Genomic DNA, 21,229 nt, shown 5'->3' with positions numbered 1-21,229 from the left:
TTAAACATCTATTAAAGAATCTTTTTATATTTCAGCTGAAAGAATGGCGTTAAGACGTTGAAGTCCTGTGTTCAAATCAGTATCACTAAGGAGGGAATAGCTTATTCGAATGTAAGCATGAAGCGGTCTATGAACAAAACAAGCTTCACCAGGTAAAAAGCAGATATTGTGCTCCTGGGCTTTTTTTAATAACTCAAATGTGTTTACTTTTTGAGGCAGTTTTAACCATAAGTTGAATCCTCCTTTAGGAACTTGGAATTGAACGGATTCGGAAAGAGACGAAAGCAGATCGCTTGCATGATCTCTTCTCAGTTGCAAAGCGGTCCTCAGTTTTTCCATGTGATGTTTCATTCGCTCAGTGCGTAAAAAAGCTAGCACGGCTTTTTGAGTTAGTAAGGGACTACCAATATCCATCAGTGCTTTAACCGCATATAGCCAATCAAATACAGAACCCTGTGCATAAAGTAATCCTATTCGAAGTCCTGGAGCCAAGGTTTTACTAAACCCCTTCAAGAACAAAACATGCCCATTTTTATCAAACGTTTTGATCGGTGGAGGCACCGATATATCATCGAAATAAATCTCTCCAAACGAATCATCTTCAACAATAAAAAAGTGATACAATTCGGCCAAATCAACTAGTTCTTTGCGACGCTGTCTGCTCATTAGTATACCTGTAGGGTTTTGAAAAGAAGGGTTCACGTACAAAAGCGAAGGCTTTATTTTTTGGCAGACTTCTTCTACTAAATCAGATTGTATTCCTTCTTCATCTAGTTCAATTGAAATGACATTAACACCTTTATTGGTGAAGACATCAATTGCAGCTCCGTAGCATGGACTCTCTACTATAACCGTATCCCCTGGCTTTAAAAGCGTTTGAGCAATTAAATCAATACCTTGCTGAGCGCCACTTGTAATCATAATTTCATGAGGATCAGCTTTTATTCCTTGCTCTCTCTGTAAATAAGAAGAAAGCTCTATGCGAAGCTCACGATCTCCCTGAATTGGACCGTATGTGGCTAAAACAAGCTCATTGGTACGTAACAGACTTTGCATTTCTTGCGCTAAAAACTGATTAGGAAGGAGACGAGGGAAAAGAATAGCCTGAGAGAAATCATAATATTTACGATCACGATTTAAGCTATACTGAGAGCGCGTGATATTTACGTTTAATTCATCTTGCCATGAAAAATTATTTAATACCTTGGAAGAACCTTTAGTAACCCCTTTAACAAAAGCTCCTTTTCCTGACTGTATTACGATTAATCCTGATTTTTGTAAGAGCTGATACGCTTTTCGTACCGTTAATAAGCTTATTTCTAACTCTTGTGATAGCTTGCGTAAAGAAGGGAGCTGATCACCAGGTTTTATCATGCTCGTTTGGATGCGATAACGAATCTGCTCATAGATTTGCTGATAAATGGGGGTAGAAGATTTTTTATGTACATTAAATCTCATTGTGTCACCTAACTATTCTTTTTCTTTAGTTAACCTCAAAATAAGCATGGGCGCAACTGGAAAAACAGCAACTGTTATAGTCAAGGTTTTACTGTTATACTTCCTTTCTTTTATACTCGTGGCATATTTAAAGGAGGAAGATATATGATTATTATTAATTACGTACTTATCTGTTTTATTTTCGGCACGACATTTTTAACTATTAAATTAGGGATTGAAGCAGGAATGCCTCCACTTTTCTCAGCCGGAACTCGCTTTCTTTTAGCAGGAATCTTAGTAATCTCGTACTTTGCATATAAAAAAGACGTTCGACGCTCGTTATTATTTTCAAAAAAAGTGATGATGGTAGGGTTTTGTTTGACCTTTATGACATTTTCAACGCTCTATTGGGCAGAACAACATGTGACATCGGGTCTTGCAGCTGTTTTATCTGCTACTGGCCCAATGATAATATTGCTTATTCAAGTGATGCAAAGAAAAATGGAATTAAAAAAAGAGCAGTTATTGGCTTTGCTTCTGGCTTTTATCGGTGTTATTTGCATTTCACTTCCAAATGTGACAGCCACTATGTCTTATTCGTGGACGTTAGGGTGTATCATTATCATAGTAGGAGAGGTATTTTACGGCATAGGCAGCAATTATTCGAAAGCCTTGTTAAATGAACTAAAAGAAGTGTCACCATTTTTAATTAACGGTATTCAAATGTTTTACGGGGGAATATTTCTGCTGGTGCTATCTTTATGTACAGAGCAGATCCATGTTTCAACTATTATGCCTCGAAACGCAGTATGGTCTATTGTATATTTAATTTTTGTTGGTTCAATTGCTGGACACGGCTTATATTATTGGCTCATCGCCCAAACAAATCCGGTTTTTCCATCTACTTGGTTGTATGTATCTCCTTTAATCGCGGTGTTAATCGGCTATGTAGTCTTAAATGAAGCTATTACGCCTTCTATTATTGGCGGAGGCCTTCTTATTTTAATAGGAGTGTTTATGGCCAATCGTGAAGCTTTGGGAGTACATTTAAAAAAAGGTGTGCTATTCAAAAAGCAGCTGTAAAACAAGTCGCCATTTGCTGACTTGTTTTTAGTTGATCGCAAGACAAAAAAGATTGAAGAAAGATATAAAAGATGACTAAAAGCCTCTTCCTAATGAAAGAAGAGGCTTTTTTGTTAAGAGTTTGCTGACATCGTATGAGACGGTAAAATGATATCTTGGTCGACGAGAAAGGATAAAAGTTCCCGTGTAGCATATGACATATAGCGATCTTTTTTCAAAATGATGCCGAGCTCCCACATTGGAGTAGGTGCGGCAATTGGAATACTTTTAATAAAAGGGTTATTGATCTTTGGAAACACGGACTTTGGTAAAATTGCAATACCTAATTCAGAAGCGACTAGTTCAATAATTAGGTCCCATTGAGAACTTTCGTACGCTATTTTCGGATGAAAACCCGCTTGAATGCACTCATGAATAATGCGATCATGAAGAGAGAAATCTTTGCTGAATAGGACAAACGGTTCTTCTCTAAGCTCGCTCAAAGCAACGATTGATTTAGCTGCCAGCGGATGCTCGTGATGAATGTATAAATTAAACTCTTCTTCAATAAACGGATAGACGTGAAAAAGAGGGTTTTGAATAGGCAACACGATAATGCCAAGGTCTACTTGTTCGTTTTCTACAAGTTCGACAATTCGCTTTGCGCCAAGCTCCACAAGCTCTAATTTCACCTGAGGATGTTTTGATGTAAAGTTTTTTGCAATCATCGGGAAAACAACAGTCCCTACTAAAGGAGGAATTCCTACTTTAATATCTCCTGTAGGGAGATTTCGTAAATCATCTAACAGAGCATGCAGCTCGTGAAGAGTGGATACCAGCTTTTGGCTTTGCCCATACACAATCTGTCCTGCATCGGTTAACGTCAGCTTTCGAGTAGAGCGATCAAAAAGATCTACGCCGAGTTCTTCTTCTAGTTTTTTTACAATTTTACTTAATGCTGGCTGAGACAAGTGAATTGCGGCTGCTGCTTTTGTGAAACTTTTTTGATTAACTACTTCCATGAAATGTTGCAGTTCTCGAATATCCATAAATTCTCCTCACTAGTATTCTTAGTTTTCATACTATTTATTCTATTTATCTATTTTACTTATGATTCAAATAAATGTAAACTCTTACATAAGGAAGTGAATAGTGATTCATCTAAAAATAGTACATCAAATTCCTCTAAATACGTTAGAAACCCGCATGTTTGTAAGCGTTAACAAATAAGCACCCTCGAAGAAAATCCTAGAAAAATATTTTTTTCTCCCGTAAAACAAAGCCGCGAGCGCAGAAATAACGCGTGTTGAAATGTTCATTTTGTATACTGTTCTGACAATTAAGAAAGAGGAATAAAATGGTATAGTGCACCACTAAGGTGAGTCTATTCATTCTGCAAACGAGCCGTACATAGAAAAAAGGGCCTGTTTGTTAAAAATAATTGGGGGAGTGGTTGAGATGACATACGTTAAAGGATTAGAAGGAATCGTTGCAGCTGAAACAAAAGTAGGGCATGTTGATGGAGAGAAAGGTCAGCTGATTTATCGCGGATATTGGGCAAAAGATTTGGCGATCAATTATTCTTTTGAAGAAGTTTCTTATTTAATTTGGAACGGCACGCTGCCAAATCATGATGAGTTAAAAGTATTTAAACAAAAAATGGTGACTCATCGTACGCTTCCGGCTAATATTGTTGCATTAATGGACTGTTTGCCAAAAGATACAGAAGTGATGAGCGCGCTTCGCACATGTATCTCAGCTTTAGGAGACCCTTCATACAGCTGGCCTCCGACAAAAGAGCAGGCACTTACGATTACAGCCGTCACACCTACCATTATTGCCTATTGGTATCGTAAAATGAATGATTTAGAAGTAGTAGAGCCTAACGAGCATTTGGATCATGTAGCAAACTATTTATATATGATTAACGGAGAAATTCCAGATCAAAGTTTGGTTACTGCACTGAACGCATATTTTGTTTTGACAATTGAGCATGGGATGAACGCCTCAACCTTCTCATCACGCGTTATTTCATCTACCGAATCTGACATGGTTTCAGCTATTTGCGGAGCAATTGGCGCGATGAAAGGTCCGCTTCACGGAGGAGCTCCTTCTGGTGTTATTACCATGTTTGATGAAATTGGAAGTGAAGAGAATATTGAGCCTTGGGTTCGTAAAAAATTAGATAATAAAGAGAAAATCATGGGATTTGGTCATCGTGTTTATCGTACACATGATCCAAGAGCAGAAGCATTAAAAGAAGTATCGAAACAAATCTCAGGAGACAACGGGCTATTTGATTTAATTGTTAAAATTGAAGATAAAACCATTGAATTACTCAATGAATACAAGCCGGGTCGAGGCATTTATACCAATGTAGAATATTTCGCTGCAGCGGTTATGAAAGCGGTTGAGCTTCCGTCTGAACTATTCACACCAACCTTCACAGCAAGCCGTGTAGTTGGCTGGACAGCTCATGTCGTAGAGCAGTCAGAAAATAATCGTATTTACCGACCTCAGTCTGCGTATATAGGTTATACGCCAGTTGAACAAAATCAATAAATAAACTCGCTTTCACATAAAAAACGTCGGTAGATCCGACGTTTTTTTCATATGGTTAAATATATTCTTTTTGAGAATAAAATTGCTTTAATAAATAGAATAATCCGACTGCTAAGCATAAACTTGCTGCAGCTAAGCTAGAGGTAATCATGGCGTGCTCACCTTCGGTAGGGGTATGTGAAAGTTTATAGCTGCTGTAGCATAAGAGAGCTGTGATACATAAACAGCAGGAGCTAATCAATCCATACCGCTTTTTGAAGCCAATAATAGATAGTAATACAATCAAATAAATTCCGCTCACCATCATCATAATTGGAAACTGAGGGTGGAATTTAATTGTATATAACAAATAATCGATGTGAGAATAGTGATGAACCGCCGAGGACTTTGTTAGCCCTCCGGTCAAACTAGCTGATAAAGGTCCTTCAAGCATCGAAGAGCCGTTATACCAAGTAGCGACTGAGGAAAGTAAAAAAACAAAACAACTTGCAAATAGCTGCGTCATGCATTTTATTGACACGTATAGAAAGCTCCTCTCAATAACCATCTTTTGTTAATACAAGTCCGAAAATTATTATAGCAGGTTTTGAAAGTAAAAAAAGTACTATTGGAATGGTTTCATAAAACGTTCATATTTGAAAAGGTTTGTTTTTTTAAAAGAAAGGGAAAAAAAGTGAAACGGAAGATATGAATAGAGGAGAGAGAAAGATGAAGGCAGCAGTGATTTTGAATCCAAACGCAGGAAACAAAAAATTAGTAAATGAAATTGACTTTATATGTGATCGGTTAAACACTGCATTTGAGACGGTTACTTTATATAAAACAGAGCAACCTGGAGATGGCGCCGATCTGGTAAGGAAATTGGAAGGCAAAGCGGATGTCATTATTGGAGCAGGAGGAGACGGGACAATTTATGAGCTCATCAATGCTCTTGCTCCGCTGCAGCAACGTCCTGTATTTGCTATTTTACCTGGTGGAACGTGCAACGACTTTTCGCGTGCAATTGGAATGAATCAAAATCCTTTAAAGGCAGTGGAGCAAATTATAGAAAAGCAGACGGAGGCAGTGGATGTTGGAAAACATGGCGAAGATTATTTTTTAAACTTTTGGGGAATCGGCCTCGTAGCTGATGTATCTGAAAATATTTTGGAAGAAAATAAAGAGAAATTTGGTAAGCTCTCTTACTACATGAGCGTAGGCAGAACTTTAAATCAAGCAGAGCCTTTTCAATTAAAAATGACGAGCGAAAAAGCTTCCTATGAAGGAGAAGCTGTTATGGTGTTAATTGGAAACGGCCCTTTTTTAGGAGGAACTCGCGCTATGCTAGGAAACAGCTCATTTCAAGACGGATTATTAGATGTATTCGTTATTAAAGAAATGGGAATCGAGCCGGTTATGGCATGGTTACAAACAAGCCCTGATGAGGAACAGCTTAACCCTGAAAGCAACCTTATGCATTTTCGTGCAAAAGAAGTTCATATTGAAACTACTCCTGAAAAAACGGTAGATTGTGATGGAGAAAAAGAAACGACGACACCTTCAACGGTTACGGTTCTCCACAATCATATCAATATGATAGTCGGAAACAGATAAAAAAACGCTGGAAGTTCCAGCGTTTTTTTTATGAAGACAGCCATCGCGGAGAAGTAAAGAGCATAATCATTATGCTGCTCATCGTAATAACAAGCATGGAGTAGCAAAAAGCAGTAAATCCGATAATATGTAAGCCCACTATCATAATCGTACTGTCTAAGATAAAAATGGTTATTCCTATATTGATTTTCCATTTTTTCGATACAATAATGGCAATTAAATCAAGCCCATCCGAACTGATGCCGTAGCGAAGCATCAGTCCTATTCCCATTCCTACGAGTGCGCCTCCAAGCAATGAGCTAAAGAGCAAAGGAAGCTCTAGCGTGCCTTCGAGAATAGACAGCCATTCTGTCATAAAAAAAGAAACAAATAAACCTATACTTCCGTAAAAAAAGTTTTGACGATGACGAAAAAAAGCATATAAATAGACAGGTACGTTCAAAAAGAAAATGGACAGTCCGATAGGAGTTCCAAACACATAATATACGATAAGTCCAAATCCTATAAGTCCACCGTCTAGTAAGTGATACGGAGCAATAAATCCGTTTAGCCCTAGTCCAATTAATAAGCTGCCACAGCAAATCGAAACCACCCTCGAAAAAATATTCCTCACCCTATACGTTAAATTTTAATAGGAGTACTCGTCCCTCTATGTATATGGCGAGCTTAGGTTATTTAGAAGTGAAGAAGAAGAAAAAGAAAATTATGTAAAAAGTATTGATTCTATAACTCTGATATTCTATAGTTAATCTAACTTCGTTTTCACGACAATTTCTTGATTTTTTACGATACTGTTTAACTGTTTGTATTTTTACTATATAAAAAAGGTTCGTTCTGCAAAAAGCATACGATTGTAATAATTCGATAAAAGCAAGCCGCTATATAAAAGGGGTTGATTACGTGTAGGATTCTCTTTCTTTTCAGTCATACTAAAAAGAAAGAGGGATTGTCGTGAAAAATCGTTCCGTACTTTTTTTATGGTTTGGTCAAAGTCAAGCCAATTTAGCAGATGTATTATATATTGTTGCGTTAATCAGTATTCTTTATGCTCAAAATAGTTCTCCTGTGCTGCTTTCATGCATTCCATTTACCATTACGACTGCTAAGTTTTTGAGCAGTTTTATTGTGCCTTTTCTTATAGATCGCTACAGGGCTAAGCGTATTCTTGTTGTGTCTCAGCTGTTAAAAACCAGTGTTTTATCTATGTTTTTCTTGTGGCATATGTCGCTTATCAGCATGCTGTGCTGCGTGGCGCTTATTGCTTTTTTCGATGGGTGGGCAGCTCCGGTTCAAAGCTCTATGCTTCCTCATTTAGTAGATAAAGAGAAGCTGTTGAAATGGAACAGTATGTTTAACGTCACTGATCAAACGATTCAAATTGCAGCCTATCCGCTTGGAAGCTTTCTGATCATTAGCTGGGATGCTACTGGCCTTTTATGGCTGTCATTTTCGTTATTCAGTTTGTCAATCGTATTTATGCAGGCTATTCGCATTAACGCTCATTCTTCTAAAATGAAGCAAAAACAAGGGTTAAAAGAGGGATGGAAGCTAATTTGGCACTATCCGCGCCTGCGGGTTTTATTAGTCATGGAGATTTTAGAAGGAATGGCTGCCGGCGTTTGGGCATCAGCAATTGTCTACGTGTTTGTGAAAGAGATATTAAATAAAAATGAAGCTTGGTGGGGATATATCAACAGCAGTTTTTTTGTTGGAACGGTTCTTGGAGGTTTCGTTTTGTTAAAGATTTCAGTTGAACAAGAGAAAAGTCTTTATCATATCGTAACACTAGGCAGTCTTTTATCAGGTTTCTTTACATTATTGTTCGGAGTGATGCCTGCTCCTTTTCTTTCACTTTTACTTAGTTTTGCTATTGGCATTGCCCTTCAAATAAGCGCTACATGTTCTTACACGCTTACACAAACGGCCGTTCCTTTAGAAAAGCTTTCGAAGGTACTTTCCGCTACGCTTAGCGTTTCATATGTGACGTTTGGGCTTTCGGTGCTGCTGCTTGGAGCTGTTGCTTCGCTAAATGTAACGGCGGCGTTTCTAACAGCAGGAGGACTGATTGTAATCAGCGGCTGTGTAGGTTTATTCTTGCGAAATTATGCGCTTGCTAACTAAAAAAGGTTGCTATTTGCAACCTTTTTTTAAACATCGTATTTTCTCTCATCGACCATAAGCCGTATAAGGTTGTTTGCTTTAAATACCCCTTGTGTAAAAGTAGAGAGCTTTTCACGAAAACGAAAGGAAAAAGAGTATGGCTATCGAATTATGTTAAGAGCGTTGAGCTAAAAGGAGTGATTAAATGGTTGTCATTCGACAGGCGGTTGAAACTGATCGAGAGCGACTGGCTACGTTAATGCAAGAATATATAGTGAAATTCTGTGAGCAGCCTGCCCCTTCCAGGAAAGTTTTAACTTTACATATTAAGCGCTTATTGAATAATCCTTCCTATGGTATCCAGTTTGTTGCTGAATTGGAAGGGAAACTAGTAGGTTTTGCGACGGTGTACCTATCGTGGAACACCTATTATTTTAAAGAAACAGCCGTCTTAAAAGACTTGTACGTATCTCCTTTAAACAGAGGAAATAAAATTGGTGAACGTTTGTTTAAGATCTGCCTGGCCTATTCTCAAAAGTATGAGTTTGCAGGGATGACCGCTGAGTGCAGCAGTGAAAATAAAGTGGCTCAAAACCTTTATCAAAAAATGAACGGTAAAGAAAATGCAGGGGTTCAATATCGTTTTTTTTAAGAGAAGTGCAGCTTTTACTTTTAAGACTTCTACTAAATGGCAAAAATATGTTATAGTATGAAAAGTGAAATTGATGAAAATGTCGGTGGGCTATATGTTAGATGATCGTATCAATAGTAGGGGGAAGTTGGACTAGCTGTTTGAAAGGCGGCCATCCTATTTTTAGTATAGCCGCAAGGAAGGAGCAGGACCTTGAAAAAAAATCCAATCTTAAACGCGTGGAAAATAGTAACTGCGACGGGCGGTTTTTTACTTGCGCTGTTTATCTTTAAAGTCCGAAAAGGAAGATAACCATATAAAGAAAGCTCCTCGATTGAGGAGCTTTTTATTATTTAGTAATAGGAAACTTCAAGGGAGTCACTGTTGATAAAGAACCTCTGTAAGAATGATAGGTGAAATAATGACGTGTTGGACTATAAATAGTCATGTAAAGTAAATAATCATATTTCGTTTCCATATAGAAAAAAACCCCGTCTGCGCGCAGTGTATAAAAAGAGTACGAAATCCCGAGCAGCGTTTGCTTTTGTACGCTTGTGCTTGGATTTTCTTTAATCCATTCATACAGTTCAAACACACTCACTCCTGGTGATGATTGCAGCGTATGTACTTTGTCATATAACTTATCAGATACATCGGAAACCGACTGTTTTAATTGGTGAAATAAGTTGGACATTTGTTCTTTCATAGTGGTGATCTCCTTTACCGGTAGTCAGCTATTAGCATGCTCAGAGAAATCCACGCTTATGTATAAGTTAGTGGATGGCTGATTTGAATTTGCCGCCATGCGCTTCTTGGGTATCCATAATGGTTGTAAAGGCATGCGGATCTATTTCGGAAATAATGGTTTTAAGCTTGGTAATTTCTAAACGCGTCACCACTACGTATATGACTTCTTTTTCCGTACCTTCAAATCCGCCTTTACCATACAGTTTCGTCACACCACGGCCTAGACGATGCGTAATAGCATCTGATAGCTCTTCATAGTGATTTGAAACAATAAAGGCTGCTTTTGTTTCATCAAGTCCTTGAATAATCGCATCGATTGTTTTAGAAGCAATATAGTACGTAAGGATCGAGTACATGGCCTGTTCCCAACCTAGCACAAAACCTGCCCAAGCAAAAATGAAGATATTTAAAAACATCACAAATTCGCCCACAGAAAACGGGATTTTTTTTGTTAATAAAATACCTAAAATCTCAGTTCCGTCTAACGCTCCGCCGTGACGGATGACCGTTCCTACACCTGCTCCTAACAGCAGCCCGCCAAATACAGTAGCAAGAAGCGGTTCAGATGTTACAGCTGGAACATGGTGCAACTGAGATTCTACAATGGATAAAGCAACAACTGCAAACATAGATGAAAAGCAGAAGTTACGACCAATTTGTTTGTATCCACTATATAAAAAAGGGAGATTAAAGATGATGATAAGAAGACTGAACGGCAATTTCGTTAAGTAAACTAAAATTAGAGAAATACCGATAATACCGCCATCAATTACAGAATTTGGGACTAAAAATAATTCGATAGAAACGGCAGCCAAGGAAGCCCCAATTAACATCATAATGTAGCGATAAATGAGCCGACCTGCCTTTTCCTTTTTGTGCTGTTTCGTTGTCATAAAATCTTTCCTTTCAAAATACTGCCTATACGCAACTCTTACTAGTATAACTAAGTCTTGGGAACTCTATCCAATTATCTACTTTAAAAAAGACTAGCCAGAATAAACAAAATCCTGTTAAATTAAACGGTAGACATTTGCTGAAATAAAGGAGCTGTACATATGATAAACGTTTATATTCCAGCGCTTGAAACAAGCGCTGGCGAAAAAGCGGCACGCTATATTGATACATTAACCAAACCGATAGGAAGCCTTGGAAGACTCGAAGAAATAGCAGTGGAATTAGCGGCCATGACCGGGGAAGTTTTTCCGACAGTCACGCCGCCAGGAGTCCTCGTTTTTGCAGGCGATCATGGAATTGTAAAAGAAGGAGTTTCAGCTTATCCGCAAGACGTAACGGCACAAATGGCGCTGAATTTTTTGCAGGGAGGAGCAGCTATTAACGTGTTTAGTCAGCAAATAGATGCCCAGTTCAAACTGATTGACATCGGAATTGCTTCTGACCTTTCCCATACGGACCTTGTACAACGCAAAGTGAAGCTGGGCACAGCAAGTTTTTATAAAGAAGATGCGATGACGCGCAGTGAGGCAGAACTGGCTGTTCAAGTCGGATATGAAGAAGCTGAAGAGCTTATTGCCCAAGGAATTAAATGTTTGATTGTAGGAGAAATGGGCATCGGAAATACTACATCAAGCACGGCTATTTTAGCTGTATTGACAGGAGAAAAAGTCTCTAAGCTTGCAGGAATGGGCACAGGGATTTCTGACGAACAACTGCGCCACAAAGTGAATGTGATTGAAGAAGCGCTGCAAAACAGGCACATTAACCCTCAGGATCCGATTGATATTATTAGTAAAATAGGGGGGCTTGAAATTGCCGGGATGACAGGTGCTATGCTGGCGGCAGCTGCTCACCGTATTCCTATTTTAGTAGATGGTTTTATATGTACAGTTGCAGCCCTTCTAGCGACAGAAATCAATACACAAGCAAGAGACTATATGTTTGCTAGTCACGAATCTGTTGAACAAGGTCATGCGTGTGCAATGAAGCTTCTTGACAAGAAACCGCTCCTCAACCTCAATCTTCGTTTAGGTGAGGGAAGTGGAGCTGCTGTTACATTTCCACTGCTGCACTCAGCTTCACTGATGATTGCCAATATGGCCACATTTCAATCTGCGGGAGTGTCTGAGAAAGAATAAACCTAAAAAAGACATGGGAACAAAACCATGTCTTTTTTCTTTATTTTATAAAAAAATCTTATATTTTTAACATCATAAACCAATAAATGCTAAAGCTAGCACCTGTTAAAATAAATGATCCAATAATTAACAATACCAGTGCAACGCGTCGTTTAATCGCTTGAATTTCTCTATCTTTTGGCAAACGTCCCATTGGTCTTCCTCCATTATGTAAATATTTCACGTATTTTCCTATTTTACTTCGCTTTAAAAAGAGAGAACATATGTCAAAGTTACTAAAAATCAAATTATTTTACAAAAAAATTGTATCCCCGTTACAGTAGGGCAAAGAATACGTATTTTTTCAGTTAGAAAAGGACTGCTCTAAAGGTTTACTTACATGGCAACAACCTTTATCATATAACTGACTATACTATGATGTTATCCAAAGTTGGAAGAAATCTCAATAAATGTGAGTGTTATAATTACATGATAAGAGTCAGAAAATTTTAAAAAAGAGTGTGAGCAAACAATGAACGGTATGTTGATTATTCGGAACGGTGCTCCTTTTTATGAAGGAGCTTCCGTGCCTATTCCAAAAGATAAAGCCTGTATTATCGGACGAAGCAGTGAAGAATGGGAGCCTTATCTGGCCTTCCAAAGTGCTTACATTTCACGCAAGCATTTTGAAGTAACGTACGAAAGCAATGCCTTTTTCATTACAGACTTGTTTAGTAAACACGGGACAAAAGTAAACGGAGAAGAGTTACAGCCTGGAACCCCTCGTTTATTGAAAGAGCAGGATGTCATTACCTTAGCAAATGAGGAGGCAGCTTTAGTATTTAGAAATGATGATATGGATGCAACCCTCGATTTAGGACCTTTGCTAAAACAAATAAATAAGCCATTTTACACATTAGATCCAATTTTGCAGAAAGTAAAAGTAAAAGAGGAAACGTATATTCTGTCAGATAAAGAATACTCGTGCTTAGCTTATCTTCTAGAATACAACAATCAATTTGTTTCAAAAGAAGCATTAAAAAAAAGCGTTTGGCCTGAACGAGTAGAGTCAAATGGAGAAATTCTAGTAGCAGCAGAAGAGCTGAATGCGCTGATTTACCGGGTTCGCAAAAAAATAGGAACATATTTAGAAATCGAAGTGATTCGAGGAAAAGGGTATTGGCTGCACTTTAACGAAAATGGACGTGAATAGAATCACGTCCATTTTTTAATCTCGTTTTACAGCATGTACACGTATATGTTTAGCTTCTGCTAGCCAAGATCCATTTTGAAATAGTTTGTCTTGCATTCGATTTTCTAAGCGCGTAATGAGAACATTTTTAGTTTCTGTCGTCACGTGAGCAAAAAGAGGGGCTGCATTTGTTTCCAGCCAATTACGCAAGCCGTTTTCCCCTTTTAACAAGAAGGGACGGCTGTAGTGAATAGCCGTGGTGACTTGAAAATTCTGTGATTCCAAAAGAGAAGAATATTCAGCTACAGAAGGAAAGTACCATGGGAAATCTACATCGTTATAAGGGATATCAAACGTTTTAAATTGACGAATGATTTCTGTGAAAATTTCGTCCATGTTTCCTTTTCCCCAAAATTCTGCTACAAATCGGCCGTTTGGTTTTAAAGCATTGTAAATGTTTTTAATGACAAGGTGAGGGGGATGGATGTCGTGTAAAGTTGCATTTGAAAAAACTGCGTCAAATTGTTCGTAATAAGGAAGGTTAAGGGCATTTAACTGTTCAAAGGATAGAGTCGGGTACTGATGACGAGCTTGTTCAATCATATTTTCAGAGCAATCGATGCCCGTTGCACGGACATGAAGCTTATGGAGCTGCGAAATAAATTCGCCAGTGCCGCAGCCAATATCTAAAATATGTTCGCCAGCTTGAGGAGAAAGAAGGTTCATAGCACTTCCTCCAAATGAAGAAACAAACGGAAGATGATACACTTGAGCAATTTTTTGTTGGTTAACAGTTTGACTCATGAAGTGATTCCTCCTTTGTAAAAGATGATGACTATCGTTTTATAAGAAGAAACAAGCTTTGAATAGTAGATATGAAGTTATTGATAGAATTATACCATATATCTTACTTATTATGCCGAAAACTGCAAAGAAAAAGCGCACCAAACTTCTAGCTTGGGCGCTTACAAGCACGAACTATTTTATAACCATTAACTTAACCAAACTGAACAAATAGGGGAAGATCCGTATGACCCATCTCACGTACGTAGACGTATAAATTTCCTTTATGATGAATTTCATGGTCAATGGCCATTTGTAAAAGTTGACTTCCAGGAAGCTTTCTTCCAAACGCTGCAGTGGCGTCAATTGTTTTGTTTAAATCATCTTCGCTAAGTGAACGTAATACGTCTACTGTTTTTTGGGTATATTCAGCTGCAAGGTCCGATAATGACTTACCGCTAAAATCAGCTTTTTGACCAAGTGGCGATAAATCACCGGATTTTACCACTGATGCAAATGCATAAAAGGATGTTAAAATATGCGTAGATAAGTCAAAAGCGGACATAGATGTCGGGGCAGGCTTGTATTCGTAGTGATCTGCTTCAATTTTGTTGATTAATTCATTAGTTACATTTCGATGTGCTAAAAAGTGATGAGTCATTTGTTCAACTGTCATGATAAAAGGCTCCTTTATTATGTATTCGCTTCTGAGTATAGCATCTGGAAATCAGAAAGCGAAGAAAAAACTTTAACAAAAAGAAAAACAGCTGCATGTGAGCAGCTGCTTTTCTTTTTATTAGAAATTACGTTGTTTTAATTCTTCAAGCAATAACTCCATACCTTCGCGGCTTAAAGTTAATTTGCCATCTGCGATTGTTACGTTGTCAGAAGATACTTCGCCAGTAATCGCACAAGCACCGTTCGGCTCATATTTCTTTAAAATAATTCGATCTGTTTCGACAAAAATTTCAACAGGATCTTTTACATCTATTTCAAGAACACGTCTTAACTCTTTAGGAATTACGATACGACCTAAATCATCTACTTTTCTTACAATACCAGTCGATTTCATTTTTTAATCACCTTTACTTTTATATTTTATTGAGTACGCAAAATATTATTTTTGGAATTTCTAAGATGATTATATACTAGATAACCGCTAAATTTGTCGAAGTTATTAATATGTAAATGAACTGTAATATTATTGAAATATTATCTGTAAATACAAATCCTCCTACAATATGGAATATGTAGGGCTCTTTGTATGATATAGGAGATGCAGGAATTAATTACATTTGACATACAATTTTTTTTATGTTTATACAGCAGCGTGGGGGTAGAGTACATCTAAGCGTGAAAGCAAACAAGTTGAAAAAATGAAGCAAATATGATTAAATTTAAAAAGTAACTTGCTCAAAATAATTAAATCGTAATGATTACGTATTTCAAATAAAAATTATTAAAACGAAAGGATGACAAAGAGTTTGGCTAAAAAATCAAAAGTGGTAAAAGAACAAAAACGTCAAGAGATGGTAGCGGAGTATGCGCAATTACGCCAGGAGCTGAAGGAAAAAGGAGATTACGAAGCGTTAAAAAAATTGCCTAGAGATTCTTCACCAACGCGTTTAAATAATCGCTGTCGCGTTACCGGTCGTCCGCGAGGCTATCTTAGAAAATTTGAAATGTCACGCATCGCGTTTAGGGAATTGGCCTACAAAGGACAAATTCCAGGGGTTAAAAAAGCAAGCTGGTAGTATAAAAGCCCTCATTATGAGGGCTTTTATTATTTATTAGCTGCAAAATATCGAGCAATCCCTTGGTAAATACCTGTAGATATTTGCTGCTGATACGCGTTAGAAGAAACAACTTGCTCATCATGAGCATTTGATAAAAAGCCTAATTCAAGAAGTACAGCCCGCTGGTTGTTTTCTCGAGTAACATAATAATCTCCAAAACGAACCCCCATATCCTTCATAGAAGGCGCGTTTTCAGCCATGCTTTCTTGAATGTATTTTGCTAATTCTTTATCTTTAGATTCACTGTAATAAAATGATGCGATGCCGTTTGCAGAAGATGAAGTAGACGCGTTATAGTGAATGCTGATAAATGCATCTGCATGCTTTGCTTCACTAACATTCACCCGTCCGCTCAGTGAAATAAAAGTATCGTTTGAACGCGTCATAAATACATTTGCTCCAGCATTAGCTAAGCGGCTTGCCACAAGTTTTGCTGTTGTTAACGCTAAATTTTTCTCAATCGATGACTTGCCTGAAGTGCCAGGATCATATCCGCCGTGCCCAGCGTCTACTACAATAATTTTATCTTTTAAAGCAGCAGATGAGGAAGGCAAGCTAGCTGAAGTTGTAGAATCAGCCGCAGCTGTTAACCCTTTTGATACCCATGCTGTTTGACTGGCAGAGTACTGAATTTGCACCCAGTCATTCGTTTCGTTTACTTTTTTGAATCTTTCACCTGCTTTTGCTACACGGATAATTCCAGCACTTAAACTCGGCTGAGTGCGTAAATTTGAAGCTTTTGTAATTTGAATCGACTGGGCTGTTTGTGAAGACTGTCCAGAACCTGTTTGTAAGTATTGACTTGCCACCCAGCCTGTTTTGCCGCTTGCTGTTTTAATCTGGGACCAGGATCCGCTTTCTTTTAACACGGTTACTTTTGCATTTCGCGGTAAGTTCGTCACGATGGACGCGCTTGTGCTCGCAGAAGAACGAACGTTTAATGAACTGGCATTAACGACCGCTGGCTTGGTTGCCGTAGAACCAGAGTCATTAGTCGGCGTAGAAGAACCGGAGCTTGCTTGTAGGTACTGACTTGCTACCCAGCCCGTTTGACCGCTTGCCGTTTTAACCTGTGACCAAGACCCGCTTTCTTTTACCACCGTTACTTTCGAATTGCGCGGTAAGTTCGTCACGATGGAGGCACTTGTGCTCGCAGAAGAACGAACGTTTAATGAGCTGGCATTAACGACCGCTGACTTCGATGTTGTAGACCCAGAATCTTTAGCTGGCGCAGAAGAACCGGAGTCTGCTTTTAAGTACTGACTTGCCACCCAGCCCGTTTGACCGCTTGCCGTTTTAATCTGTGACCAAGACCCGCTTTCTTTTACCACCGTTACTTTTGCATTTCGCGGTAAGTTTGTCACGATGGATGCGCTTGTGCTTGCAGAAGAGCGAACATTTAATGAGCTGGCATTAACGACCGCTGACTTCGATGTCGAATTTGCGGTAGACGTACTGTTTATTTGCGTTTTATTTATGTATTGAGATGAGATCCAAGCTTCTTTACCGTTATAGGTAATTTTAGCCCATCCTTTGCTTTCATCTACTATATCAACGGTGTTTCCCTTCGTTATTTTTCCAACGATAGCACCGCTTGTACTAGGCGTTGCACGTACATTTAACGATGTAGCAGTTACTTTGGCCGATTCAGCTGCATCTGCATCAATTGAATGCAAAAGCAATGAAGAGCTTAAAAGAACAGAAGAAACGGCTGTGTACATGACATGTTTTTTATTCATTTTTTCCTCCTTGCAAATTACAAATTTCAACATAAGGTTATTGGTATACAAAGCATATATCGGCAAATAGTCCAAAATTTTGAGTTAAATCTACTATTATCTCATAATACCGATATTATCCATCATACTATATGTCGAAATTCAATTGTATAATGAATTTGAACTATCTGCCATTCTTAACGATAAAATTTTACATTAATGTAAAATATAATTATATTAAAGGTGGAATTTAGCGATATTAAAGACCTTTAATCCTTTGTTCATCTACATTTTGAGGATATGTCTTCTACTAGTAAGAACGTAAAATAGTATAAAACAGCTGAGTGTGAATATGATAGAGGAGAGATAGAAAATAAAAGCGTATCTATCTTTTGGAGGGGGAAACATCCACAATTATGAAACATGTAGAATAAAAATAACAAAAATATATAAAATAATACAAAGCCTGTCTGGAGGAGTATAAAGCTCGTAGCATAAACTAAAAGTAAATAGTTAGAAAATTCTTTCTTTTTACTTTGAAACATGGTACAGTATAAAAAAGTGAAAGGGTGGAAACTGATATGCGAAAGATTGTTCAGTATGAAACAAAGTGGTCGCTTTTGTATCAAATGGAAAAAGAAGCGTTGCTTAATACACTAAAAGATTTTTCAGTAGACATCGAACATATTGGAAGCACGTCCGTTCCAGGATTAGCTGGTTCACCAATCGTTGATATTTTAATCGGAGTCAAACGCGAAGAAGATATAAATGAAGTGCGCGCTATATTAAAAAATAAATCTCACGTATATGTAGCGGAAAAAGAGATGTTTGTCTTATTAAAAGAAGGCGTTCCAGCTGCACACTACCCTCCAATTATGACAGCTAAAAATGCCCGTAAACTCATTCCACATGATGCGAGAAGAAGTCATGTGTACGTAACGGTCAGTGAATCACCTTACTGGAACGAACGAATTAATTTCAGGGAGCAGTTACGCTCGAACGAACGTGCTAGAAAAAAATATGAAGGTATGAAATACGAGCTTTCAAAACGACTGTGGAACGATATTTCTACCTATGAGTACAAAAAAGAGGAATTCATTCAGCGCAGTCTATAAAAAACGTCATTTCAATTGAAATGACGTTTTTTTTAATTAATTATCTTGTAAAACAATGGTCTCAAGCTTGTCAGCAGTATTTACTGCGAGAACCGTATAGTTTTTACCGCTTTGAAGATTTGTTCCAGGAAGACTTAGTATTTCTTTTCCATCTGCCGTGGAAACAGATAGATCATACGAACCCGGATTTACTACTTGATAACCTGAAATGCTTTTAAAAGACAGATCTTTAAATAAAGGAGCAGCACCTTTAGGACCTACGTTTACCGCAGGAGCATCAGGAGATAAATGAGCAACACGTAAGCTTGCTTTTCCATCCATTCCTTGCTTATTATTCGTGAAAGCTTGTAGTTCAAGGTTTTCTGCTTTATTTACAGCGGCCACTGTATACGATTTTCCGCCGTCTACAACAAGGGTAGCTTCGATGATGGAATCTTTTGTCCCTTTTGTCTTCGCTTCGTATACTTCTACTTTATGAGAACCGGCTGCCAAAGGCAAAGAGTTGGCGACATCTTTAAACTTTGCTCCTTCTACTAAAGCTTTGTCATCCACAAAAATGTCTACAGCCGGAGCATCCGGTGAAGCATGAACGATGCGAACTTCTGCATTTTGAGCTGTTCGCTCATCTGCAGCAGGAGGTGTTTCAGCGGCAAATACTAACATGCGGCTAAGTGCCAAGAAGGCAATCACTGCTGCCATTACGAATAGTCGTTTCATCAAGTATCACTCCTTTTTTAGTATACACAGCTTTATGTAAAGAGAAGGACTGTGCAGTTGTTAGCGTATACTAAATAAAATCAACTATTCGTTTGTTTGTTAACTTTTGATGTGTTTACTGAGATTTCTGACGAAAAAATCGAAGAATAGCCAAAATATTGTACAGAGCTGTTAAGAGCCATGTCAGTAAAAAGCCTAGGCCAAGCCCAATATTGGCATCTATATACGTATGCGTGAAGTCATCATATACGACGTAGGAAAGAGGAGCAATCGACAGTAAAAATAGAAGAAAAAACAAAAGCGTTTTCCATTTGTTTGAAGTGAAGGTTAAACAAAAGAAAAGGAAAGCAGCGAACAATAGAAGACCGTCTCGAATAGCCCAAGGTAAAACGCCGATATGTGGATTAGCAAGAAGAAAAGTCGGAACAATTGAAAGGAGGAAAAGGAGAGAAAGTAAAGTCACGTGAAGAGTGTGCTTTTTTGTAAAAGCCGGCACCAATAAAAACGCTGCGGTTGCGCTTAAAAGAAAATTACAAATTAAAATAAACTCCATATCAACACCTCATTTATCGAGTATTACTTTTAGTCTATTCAGCACGCTGTTAAAGTAGATAAAAAAGCTGCGATGTTCATCGCAGCTTTTGGTTATTCGAATTTAAATCCTTGTTTTTCAAGCATCGCTCGCACTTCTGGGTAATAAATGGTTTTATAAATAGCTGATACAGTTTGTGACCAGTTGCGGTCATCAGCACCGTTTGTTCTCTTTTTCATATACTCTGCCATTTCAGCATCATAGTCTTGAATCAATGACTTTAAGTCGTGATTATAGCTTTCACGATGGTGCACAGCAGCTTGTGGCAATCGAGGTTTTTTCGCAGAATGATCTGCCGGATGTCCAACCACAAGACCGCTTACTGGGAATACGTATTCCGGTAAATCTAGCAGTTCAATGACTTCTAGCGGCTTTCTGCGAATTCCTCCGATTGGAACTGTACCTAAACCGAGTGATTCTGCTGCAACTGTTGCGGCTTCTAAAGAAATTCCAGCATCAGTTGCCCCGACTAAAATTGACTCAAGCCCATCGGTTACGCCAAGAGGGGCATCGTTAAGTTCAGCTGCAATCTTAGCACGATTAAAATCTGCACAAAAGATTAAAAATAGAGGAGCTTGGTCAATCCACGCTTGGTTGCCGGCAAGCTCTGAAAGTTTTTTCTTCTTTTCTTTATCTTGGACGCTAATAATAGTCACTTGCTGTCCATTAATAGAAGAAGCGGCTGACTGAGCAGATTGAATAATCGTATCTAAATGCTCGTCACTTACTGCTTCGTCTGTATACTGACGGATAGAACGATGATCTTGAATTGTACGAATTGCTTCATTCATGATGCGTCATCCTTTCAAAGAAGTTATGATTAACCTTGTAATGTTTTTACATCTAAAGGTGCTACAAGTACGCCAGTTTGAGCAAATGCTACAAAACTTTGGAAGTGAGCTGATTTATTGTGTGCTTGAATTGCTTCTTCGCTTTTCCACTCTTCAATCATCATAAATGTGTTAGGTGTAAAAGCATCTTCAAATAGTTGATAGTTGCTGTTTCCTTCTTCTTGTAAAGAATGCTTAATTAGTTCTTGTACGTTTTCTAAAAATTCTTCTCTTTTTGCTGGGTTAACTTTCATTGAAGCTTGTAAATGAATCATGGGTGAT

24 protein-coding genes are annotated in these 21,229 nt (G+C 38.1%); 9 read left to right on the top strand and 15 right to left on the bottom strand.

Annotated features, from left to right (window positions below; genetic code table 11):
- Nucleotides 1–24: 24 nt before the first annotated feature.
- Nucleotides 25–1,458, bottom strand: a complete 1,434-nt coding sequence (pdxR, locus tag AC0KUU_RS18690) for a MocR-like pyridoxine biosynthesis transcription factor PdxR (protein WP_162214537.1) — start codon at nucleotides 1,456–1,458, stop codon at nucleotides 25–27.
- 144 nt (nucleotides 1,459–1,602) lie between these two features.
- On the opposite strand from pdxR, the gene AC0KUU_RS18685 reads away from it, so the two are divergent.
- Entirely contained in the window at nucleotides 1,603–2,520 is a 918-nt protein-coding gene (locus AC0KUU_RS18685) for a DMT family transporter (RefSeq protein ID WP_237074422.1), read from the top strand.
- A gap of 113 nt (nucleotides 2,521–2,633) precedes the next feature.
- Here the strand turns inward: AC0KUU_RS18685 and AC0KUU_RS18680 are convergent, their stop codons facing one another.
- Nucleotides 2,634–3,548, bottom strand: coding sequence for a LysR family transcriptional regulator (locus AC0KUU_RS18680; RefSeq protein ID WP_013083830.1), 915 nt, complete (start codon nucleotides 3,546–3,548; stop codon nucleotides 2,634–2,636).
- Between the two features lie 409 nt (nucleotides 3,549–3,957).
- Between AC0KUU_RS18680 and AC0KUU_RS18675 the strand changes: the two genes are divergently transcribed.
- Complete coding sequence (locus AC0KUU_RS18675) at nucleotides 3,958–5,061, top strand: citrate synthase/methylcitrate synthase (protein WP_098965119.1); 1,104 nt, start codon at nucleotides 3,958–3,960, stop codon at nucleotides 5,059–5,061.
- Nucleotides 5,062–5,116: 55 nt separating this feature from the next.
- On the opposite strand, the gene AC0KUU_RS18670 is transcribed toward AC0KUU_RS18675, so the two are convergent.
- Nucleotides 5,117–5,581: a DUF4306 domain-containing protein gene (locus AC0KUU_RS18670; protein ID WP_230183450.1), complete on the bottom strand. Its 465-nt coding sequence runs from the start codon at nucleotides 5,579–5,581 to the stop codon at nucleotides 5,117–5,119.
- Between the two features lie 188 nt (nucleotides 5,582–5,769).
- Here AC0KUU_RS18670 and AC0KUU_RS18665 point away from each other — a divergent pair, with 188 nt between their 5' ends.
- A complete protein-coding gene (locus tag AC0KUU_RS18665; protein ID WP_237074423.1) occupies nucleotides 5,770–6,654 on the top strand; it encodes a diacylglycerol/lipid kinase family protein in 885 nt (294 codons plus the stop codon).
- 28 nt (nucleotides 6,655–6,682) lie between these two features.
- Here the strand turns inward: AC0KUU_RS18665 and AC0KUU_RS18660 are convergent, their stop codons facing one another.
- Nucleotides 6,683–7,246 carry a YitT family protein gene (locus tag AC0KUU_RS18660; protein WP_016764744.1) on the bottom strand — a complete coding sequence of 188 codons (564 nt, stop codon included), beginning with the start codon at nucleotides 7,244–7,246 and terminating at the stop codon, nucleotides 6,683–6,685.
- A 359-nt stretch (nucleotides 7,247–7,605) separates the two neighbouring features.
- On the opposite strand from AC0KUU_RS18660, the gene AC0KUU_RS18655 reads away from it, so the two are divergent.
- A complete protein-coding gene (locus tag AC0KUU_RS18655; RefSeq protein ID WP_043981481.1) occupies nucleotides 7,606–8,775 on the top strand; it encodes an MFS transporter in 1,170 nt (389 codons plus the stop codon).
- A 184-nt stretch (nucleotides 8,776–8,959) separates the two neighbouring features.
- Nucleotides 8,960–9,406, top strand: coding sequence for a GNAT family N-acetyltransferase (locus AC0KUU_RS18650; protein ID WP_043981482.1), 447 nt, complete (start codon nucleotides 8,960–8,962; stop codon nucleotides 9,404–9,406).
- 328 nt (nucleotides 9,407–9,734) lie between these two features.
- Here AC0KUU_RS18650 and AC0KUU_RS18645 read toward each other — a convergent pair whose 3' ends face one another.
- On the bottom strand, nucleotides 9,735–10,091 hold the full coding sequence (locus tag AC0KUU_RS18645) for a hypothetical protein (RefSeq protein ID WP_043981483.1): 357 nt from the start codon (nucleotides 10,089–10,091) through the stop codon (nucleotides 9,735–9,737).
- A 67-nt stretch (nucleotides 10,092–10,158) separates the two neighbouring features.
- Nucleotides 10,159–11,025, bottom strand: a complete 867-nt coding sequence (locus AC0KUU_RS18640; RefSeq protein ID WP_013057742.1) for a YitT family protein — start codon at nucleotides 11,023–11,025, stop codon at nucleotides 10,159–10,161.
- A gap of 162 nt (nucleotides 11,026–11,187) precedes the next feature.
- On the opposite strand from AC0KUU_RS18640, the gene cobT reads away from it, so the two are divergent.
- Nucleotides 11,188–12,225 (top strand): nicotinate-nucleotide--dimethylbenzimidazole phosphoribosyltransferase, encoded by a 1,038-nt coding sequence (gene cobT / locus AC0KUU_RS18635; protein WP_237074425.1) that lies wholly within the window; start codon nucleotides 11,188–11,190, stop codon nucleotides 12,223–12,225.
- 58 nt (nucleotides 12,226–12,283) lie between these two features.
- Here cobT and AC0KUU_RS18630 read toward each other — a convergent pair whose 3' ends face one another.
- Nucleotides 12,284–12,418, bottom strand: a complete 135-nt coding sequence (locus AC0KUU_RS18630) for a hypothetical protein (protein WP_013057740.1) — start codon at nucleotides 12,416–12,418, stop codon at nucleotides 12,284–12,286.
- Between the two features lie 318 nt (nucleotides 12,419–12,736).
- Between AC0KUU_RS18630 and AC0KUU_RS18625 the strand changes: the two genes are divergently transcribed.
- Nucleotides 12,737–13,417 carry an FHA domain-containing protein gene (locus AC0KUU_RS18625; protein ID WP_043981485.1) on the top strand — a complete coding sequence of 227 codons (681 nt, stop codon included), beginning with the start codon at nucleotides 12,737–12,739 and terminating at the stop codon, nucleotides 13,415–13,417.
- 15 nt (nucleotides 13,418–13,432) lie between these two features.
- Here AC0KUU_RS18625 and AC0KUU_RS18620 read toward each other — a convergent pair whose 3' ends face one another.
- From AC0KUU_RS18620 to AC0KUU_RS18610, 3 genes are all read right to left on the bottom strand, one after another.
- A complete protein-coding gene (locus AC0KUU_RS18620) occupies nucleotides 13,433–14,200 on the bottom strand; it encodes a class I SAM-dependent methyltransferase (protein ID WP_043981486.1) in 768 nt (255 codons plus the stop codon).
- Between the two features lie 193 nt (nucleotides 14,201–14,393).
- Complete coding sequence (locus tag AC0KUU_RS18615) at nucleotides 14,394–14,855, bottom strand: DinB family protein (RefSeq protein ID WP_098965111.1); 462 nt, start codon at nucleotides 14,853–14,855, stop codon at nucleotides 14,394–14,396.
- A 120-nt stretch (nucleotides 14,856–14,975) separates the two neighbouring features.
- Nucleotides 14,976–15,251, bottom strand: coding sequence for an AbrB/MazE/SpoVT family DNA-binding domain-containing protein (locus tag AC0KUU_RS18610; protein WP_013057736.1), 276 nt, complete (start codon nucleotides 15,249–15,251; stop codon nucleotides 14,976–14,978).
- Between the two features lie 412 nt (nucleotides 15,252–15,663).
- On the opposite strand from AC0KUU_RS18610, the gene rpsN reads away from it, so the two are divergent.
- Nucleotides 15,664–15,933, top strand: coding sequence for a 30S ribosomal protein S14 (rpsN, locus tag AC0KUU_RS18605; RefSeq protein ID WP_043981488.1), 270 nt, complete (start codon nucleotides 15,664–15,666; stop codon nucleotides 15,931–15,933).
- A 29-nt stretch (nucleotides 15,934–15,962) separates the two neighbouring features.
- On the opposite strand, the gene AC0KUU_RS18600 is transcribed toward rpsN, so the two are convergent.
- Complete coding sequence (locus tag AC0KUU_RS18600; RefSeq protein ID WP_322552229.1) at nucleotides 15,963–17,714, bottom strand: SH3 domain-containing protein; 1,752 nt, start codon at nucleotides 17,712–17,714, stop codon at nucleotides 15,963–15,965.
- Between the two features lie 560 nt (nucleotides 17,715–18,274).
- On the opposite strand from AC0KUU_RS18600, the gene AC0KUU_RS18595 reads away from it, so the two are divergent.
- Complete coding sequence (locus AC0KUU_RS18595; protein ID WP_013083815.1) at nucleotides 18,275–18,808, top strand: GrpB family protein; 534 nt, start codon at nucleotides 18,275–18,277, stop codon at nucleotides 18,806–18,808.
- Nucleotides 18,809–18,844: 36 nt separating this feature from the next.
- Here the strand turns inward: AC0KUU_RS18595 and AC0KUU_RS18590 are convergent, their stop codons facing one another.
- From AC0KUU_RS18590 to AC0KUU_RS18575, 4 genes are all read right to left on the bottom strand, one after another.
- Nucleotides 18,845–19,525, bottom strand: coding sequence for a DUF4397 domain-containing protein (locus AC0KUU_RS18590; RefSeq protein ID WP_025751171.1), 681 nt, complete (start codon nucleotides 19,523–19,525; stop codon nucleotides 18,845–18,847).
- A gap of 115 nt (nucleotides 19,526–19,640) precedes the next feature.
- Entirely contained in the window at nucleotides 19,641–20,078 is a 438-nt protein-coding gene (locus tag AC0KUU_RS18585) for a hypothetical protein (protein WP_016764734.1), read from the bottom strand.
- Nucleotides 20,079–20,170: 92 nt separating this feature from the next.
- A complete protein-coding gene (gene nfsA / locus AC0KUU_RS18580; RefSeq protein ID WP_016764733.1) occupies nucleotides 20,171–20,908 on the bottom strand; it encodes an oxygen-insensitive NADPH nitroreductase in 738 nt (245 codons plus the stop codon).
- Nucleotides 20,909–20,937: 29 nt separating this feature from the next.
- Nucleotides 20,938–21,222, bottom strand: coding sequence for a putative quinol monooxygenase (locus AC0KUU_RS18575; protein WP_013057729.1), 285 nt, complete (start codon nucleotides 21,220–21,222; stop codon nucleotides 20,938–20,940).
- Nucleotides 21,223–21,229 lie beyond the last annotated feature (7 nt).

The organism is Priestia sp. ST2 (assembly GCF_055810735.1).
The sequence above is the reverse complement of the archived record's forward strand: the minus strand, read 5'-3'. Positions and strand labels throughout refer to the sequence as shown.

Excerpts from the sequence above, each read along its gene's own strand:
- pdxR (WP_162214537.1), bottom strand. The coding sequence starts at position 1,458 with ATGAGATTTAATGTACATAAAAAATCTTCTACCCCCATTTATCAGCAA.
- AC0KUU_RS18685 (WP_237074422.1), top strand. The coding sequence starts at position 1,603 with ATGATTATTATTAATTACGTACTTATCTGTTTTATTTTCGGCACGACA.
- AC0KUU_RS18680 (WP_013083830.1), bottom strand. The coding sequence starts at position 3,548 with ATGGATATTCGAGAACTGCAACATTTCATGGAAGTAGTTAATCAAAAA.
- AC0KUU_RS18675 (WP_098965119.1), top strand. The coding sequence starts at position 3,958 with ATGACATACGTTAAAGGATTAGAAGGAATCGTTGCAGCTGAAACAAAA.
- AC0KUU_RS18665 (WP_237074423.1), top strand. The coding sequence starts at position 5,770 with ATGAAGGCAGCAGTGATTTTGAATCCAAACGCAGGAAACAAAAAATTA.
- AC0KUU_RS18650 (WP_043981482.1), top strand. The coding sequence starts at position 8,960 with ATGGTTGTCATTCGACAGGCGGTTGAAACTGATCGAGAGCGACTGGCT.
- AC0KUU_RS18645 (WP_043981483.1), bottom strand. The coding sequence starts at position 10,091 with ATGAAAGAACAAATGTCCAACTTATTTCACCAATTAAAACAGTCGGTT.
- AC0KUU_RS18640 (WP_013057742.1), bottom strand. The coding sequence starts at position 11,025 with ATGACAACGAAACAGCACAAAAAGGAAAAGGCAGGTCGGCTCATTTAT.
- cobT (WP_237074425.1), top strand. The coding sequence starts at position 11,188 with ATGATAAACGTTTATATTCCAGCGCTTGAAACAAGCGCTGGCGAAAAA.
- AC0KUU_RS18630 (WP_013057740.1), bottom strand. The coding sequence starts at position 12,418 with ATGGGACGTTTGCCAAAAGATAGAGAAATTCAAGCGATTAAACGACGC.
- AC0KUU_RS18625 (WP_043981485.1), top strand. The coding sequence starts at position 12,737 with ATGAACGGTATGTTGATTATTCGGAACGGTGCTCCTTTTTATGAAGGA.
- AC0KUU_RS18620 (WP_043981486.1), bottom strand. The coding sequence starts at position 14,200 with ATGAGTCAAACTGTTAACCAACAAAAAATTGCTCAAGTGTATCATCTT.
- AC0KUU_RS18615 (WP_098965111.1), bottom strand. The coding sequence starts at position 14,855 with ATGACAGTTGAACAAATGACTCATCACTTTTTAGCACATCGAAATGTA.
- AC0KUU_RS18610 (WP_013057736.1), bottom strand. The coding sequence starts at position 15,251 with ATGAAATCGACTGGTATTGTAAGAAAAGTAGATGATTTAGGTCGTATC.
- AC0KUU_RS18600 (WP_322552229.1), bottom strand. The coding sequence starts at position 17,714 with ATGAATAAAAAACATGTCATGTACACAGCCGTTTCTTCTGTTCTTTTA.
- AC0KUU_RS18595 (WP_013083815.1), top strand. The coding sequence starts at position 18,275 with ATGCGAAAGATTGTTCAGTATGAAACAAAGTGGTCGCTTTTGTATCAA.
- AC0KUU_RS18590 (WP_025751171.1), bottom strand. The coding sequence starts at position 19,525 with ATGAAACGACTATTCGTAATGGCAGCAGTGATTGCCTTCTTGGCACTT.
- AC0KUU_RS18585 (WP_016764734.1), bottom strand. The coding sequence starts at position 20,078 with ATGGAGTTTATTTTAATTTGTAATTTTCTTTTAAGCGCAACCGCAGCG.
- nfsA (WP_016764733.1), bottom strand. The coding sequence starts at position 20,908 with ATGAATGAAGCAATTCGTACAATTCAAGATCATCGTTCTATCCGTCAG.
- AC0KUU_RS18575 (WP_013057729.1), bottom strand. The coding sequence starts at position 21,222 with ATGATTCATTTACAAGCTTCAATGAAAGTTAACCCAGCAAAAAGAGAA.